The organism is Moraxella boevrei DSM 14165 (assembly GCF_000379845.1).
GTDB lineage: Bacteria > Pseudomonadota > Gammaproteobacteria > Pseudomonadales > Moraxellaceae > Faucicola > Faucicola boevrei.
In genome coordinates this window covers 1-3,830 of the sequence record NZ_KB903800.1, presented here as the reverse complement: position 1 = coordinate 3,830, position 3,830 = coordinate 1, and the positions used below count along the sequence as shown (strand labels likewise).

At 40.4% G+C, this 3,830-nt stretch carries 4 protein-coding genes and 1 pseudogene; 1 reads left to right on the top strand and 4 read right to left on the bottom strand.

Annotation, left to right across the window (positions count from 1 at the left end; all coding sequences use genetic code 11):
• Positions 1 to 598 (top strand): annotated as a pseudogene (locus A3G3_RS13545) (IS1595 family transposase); the annotation flags it as partial.
• Between the two features lie 27 nt (positions 599 to 625).
• On the opposite strand, the gene A3G3_RS0108895 reads toward A3G3_RS13545, so the two are convergent.
• From A3G3_RS0108895 to A3G3_RS14645, 4 genes are all read right to left on the bottom strand, one after another.
• Positions 626 to 805, bottom strand: coding sequence for a hypothetical protein (locus tag A3G3_RS0108895; RefSeq protein WP_019520181.1), 180 nt, complete (start codon positions 803 to 805; stop codon positions 626 to 628).
• A gap of 21 nt (positions 806 to 826) precedes the next feature.
• Positions 827 to 1,960 carry an aminotransferase class V-fold PLP-dependent enzyme gene (locus tag A3G3_RS0108890; RefSeq protein ID WP_019520180.1) on the bottom strand — a complete coding sequence of 378 codons (1,134 nt, stop codon included), beginning with the start codon at positions 1,958 to 1,960 and terminating at the stop codon, positions 827 to 829.
• A 138-nt stretch (positions 1,961 to 2,098) separates the two neighbouring features.
• Positions 2,099 to 2,824, bottom strand: a complete 726-nt coding sequence (locus A3G3_RS0108885; RefSeq protein WP_019520179.1) for a metal-dependent hydrolase — start codon at positions 2,822 to 2,824, stop codon at positions 2,099 to 2,101.
• Positions 2,825 to 2,856: 32 nt separating this feature from the next.
• The coding region (locus tag A3G3_RS14645; RefSeq protein ID WP_040631653.1) for a hypothetical protein at positions 2,857 to 3,830 on the bottom strand (974 nt) is incomplete at its 5' end.

Here is a 3,830-nt window from a genome sequence, read left to right as displayed (position 1 = left end):
CACAAGTTACTGCTAGAACAGCCAGTGATTTACTTGGTATTCACGCTAACACAGCTATATTATTTTACCACAAAATCAGACTTGTGATAGAATACAANCTCAATCTTGAAGCTCAAACCTTATTTGATGGAGAGATAGAGCTTGATGAGAGTTACTTTGGTGGCGTCCGTAAGGGTAAGTGTGGTCGCGGTGCTAGTGGTAAAACAGCCGTGTTTGGTCTTTTAAAGCGTAATGGTAAAGTTTATACCGTTGTTGTTAAAGACACTAAAACAGATACGCTAATGCCTATCATAGCCAGTAAAATCAAGCCTGATAGCGTTGTTTATACAGACAGCTACCGAAGTTATAATGCCCTTGATGTAAGTGATTTTAAGCATTTTAGGGTTAATCACTCAACAGAGTTTATAGATAAACAAAATCGCTTAAATCACATTAATGGCATTGAAAACTTCTGGTCGCAAGCCAAGAGAATGCTGAGAAAATACAACGGCATTGATAAGAAAAACTTTCATCTTTTTATTAAAGAATGTGAGTTCCGTTTTAACTATGGCTCGCCTGTAATCAGCTTAGAGTATTGAGAAGATGGTGTAAAATTTGAACTTAATCTAGTTCAGCCCCTAAGTTTTTATTGATGTTGTTGTTTTTGTTGATAAATTTGTTGTTTTAACCAAGCGATATCATCACAACGAAGATTGCCAAGTGTGCGAAGGTTATCTTGGTGTTTGATGTAAAAACTTAAGCCACAATTCTCAATCACCACGCAAGCGATGGTACAAATCATGATAAAAATCAGCCATTTACCCATCGTTTAGTAATCCTGTTTGGGTTATTTTACCGCTTGTAAAGCAGTGTCTAGCCGTGCAACGGTAGCGTCTATGTCTTGTAATTTATCCAAGCCAAATAGACCTAAGCGGAAAGTTTTAAAGCCGTCAGGTTCACCGATTTTGAGTGGTACACCACTGGCGATTTGCACCCCATTTTGCAAAAAGGCAGTGCCCTTATGAATGTCGTCTCGGTCGGTGTAGCACACGATAACGCCTGATGCTTGGTAATCTTTGTTAGCGATACTTTGATAGCCGTGCTGTTCTAGCAAGGCACGTACTTTTTGTCCTAGTTCTATTTGGGCGGATTTAAGTTTGGCAAAGCCGATTTGTTTGGCTTGGTTTAGCGTATCATGGAACATTTTTAGACTGTCGGTTGGCATGGTGGCATGGTAGGCATGACCGCCATTTTCAAAGGCTCGCATGATGTTTAGCCATTGTTTTAAATCAAGGCTAAAGCTCGTGCTAACACTGTTATCCACCGCTATTGTCGCCTGTTCGCTTAGCATGATAAGCCCTGCACAAGGCGTGCTAGACCAGCCCTTTTGTGGGGCAGACAGTAGCACGTCAATACCTAAATCCTGTATATCTAGCCATATACAGCCTGATGCGATACAGTCAATCACAAGCAGTCCGCCCACATCATGCACCACTTTGGCAAGGGTGCGGATGTAATCATCAGGCAACATAATACCTGATGCGGTCTCAACATGTGGAGCAAATACAATTTGCGGTTTTTCTGCATAAATTTGGCTGACCACGTCATCTATCGGCGTTGGGGAAAAAATCGGGGTTGGTGTGTCTTGTTTATCAGTTTTGGCGGTAGTCACGGTAACATCACGGCTGATTTTACCTGCTTCCAAAATCTGTGTCCAACGATAACTAAACCAACCATGGCGTAAAATCAAACATTTTTTATCGGTTGCCAACTGGCGTGCCACCGCTTCCATGCCAAACGTTCCACCACCCGGTACAATCGCCACCGCATGGGCGTTGTATACGTCTTTTAGGTTTTGCGACAAATCATTCATCACTTGCTGGAATTGTTTTGACATATGATTTAACGCTCGGTCGGTATAAACCACCGAAAATTCTAACAAGCCATTTGGGTCAATATCAGGGCGTAGGGCGTGTTGCATCGCAGTTTCCTTGCTGTTTAATGGTAAAAAATCAATAAAATAAGAAAAGCAATCCTAGCTTGCCACAAAGCATTCGATTTTTCAAAGTCTAAATAGTTGGCATAAATTTAAAAAATAGTTATTAAGACCCTTTTAATGTTAAACAGAAAAGTTTAAATAATGATAAACATAATTTGGTAATAAATTTTGTTTTAACAACTGCCAACTCATTGGTTCGGTTAGGGTTTGCCAAAAAACTTGATAAGACGGGGCAAACATCAATAAAACTGCCAATACCGTGTACAACAACAAATAGCGTTTTTTTTGGTCTTTGTCAAAAAATTTCATCGCTGTACCAAACGATTTTTTTAGGCGTAAACCAAACACATTCACGCTATAAATTTCGTCCAATAACAAATGTATCAGCGTGCCAAAAAATAAAAACAAGCCCAAAAACCAACTAAAAACTGCCCCATTTTTTAAGCCATAAAAACTGGCATACACCAGCGTCATACTCAGCACGCCCATATACGGAATGGAATGCACAATGCCCCGATGCGTGGTCAAACTACTAAATAGCAAAAACACGCCCCACCGCATCATACTATAACTAATCAGCCACACCGCCACTAATTCGGCAATCGTCAAATAACTAATCCACATCACCACCACCCCAAACGCCGTGAGCATGGATAACACGTTAAATCCGACACGCGCAGGCACGGCGTGCGGTAGGTCAATGTCAGGCAACAGACCGCCAATCGTGCCTGTAATAGCACACAAAAAAAACTCCATCGGCGAGAGCATTCCTGCTTTGTACAAGGCAAGGCTTGCGGTGCTACTCACGACAAAAGCGGTGGTAAGGTGAGTGTTAAAGTTTGCCATTGTTTCAAAAAATTTTTAACACAAAACCTCTATTAAATCACAGGTGTAAATACAATAATTTCATGAGTAAACTCGGTTGGTATGCCTTGCGGATATGCTAATGGATAACCTTCAGATGTGGTGATTTGAATAGTTGGTGTCGCTTGGTTGTCTTCTTTTTTGTAAGAAAAACTACCTGTGTTAATTGCCAGTCCTGCATCTTTTGGTACATCTTTAAAGATGTATTTAAGTGTGTTATTGTCTTTTTCTAAAGTTGGTATGATTTGTTCACCTTGGTCACGGTCACGCACGATGATTGCACGTCTAGTATCACCGTCAATGTGCATACTATTAGGGGTTAGATAAGCGGTTGGGGCTTGGATCTCAACTGGATTGTCAGATGGTATGTGAATATTAACGATATAATCTATAAATTCACCTGATTTTGGTAAATAAGCATCGATCTGATTAGTGTCGCTAAATGGTAATAGCTCATATATAGGCGGAACACTGCCAGTATCATGTGCAGTAAAAGTAATGGTATTTGTTGTAGGATCGTACTGAGCGTCAGGATTTGGAATATATACAGTTTCATTGTATGGATTGACCGTTACGTCGCTTACATTGACGGTTGCAGATTGTTTATCAAGCTGTAAGATTAAGGTTTCGTTACCTTCTGGAATTTGGTCAATCATAGTTGGGTAGGAGATGGTAAAATCGGTAATACCTGCCCCAATCGTTAGCGTTTGATTGTCAAGTTTTACATCAACAGGTGAGAAATTTTGTGTAAATATGGGAAGACCTAAATCACTGGCGGTAATCGTGCCTGACTGAGTCAATTGTAAAGTTAAGGTTTGTTCATCATTGGGGCGGTTTTCTAATTTGACTTCAAATTCAGCGAAATCCCCTTCATTAACGATACTTTGATTTTGGGTTGGTTTAATGCTAATGGATAGTGGCTGGTTATCTTGCTCATTTGTTTCGGTTACAGGTGGCTTAGCAGGGTTTTCCTGTTTTGGTGTTTCGG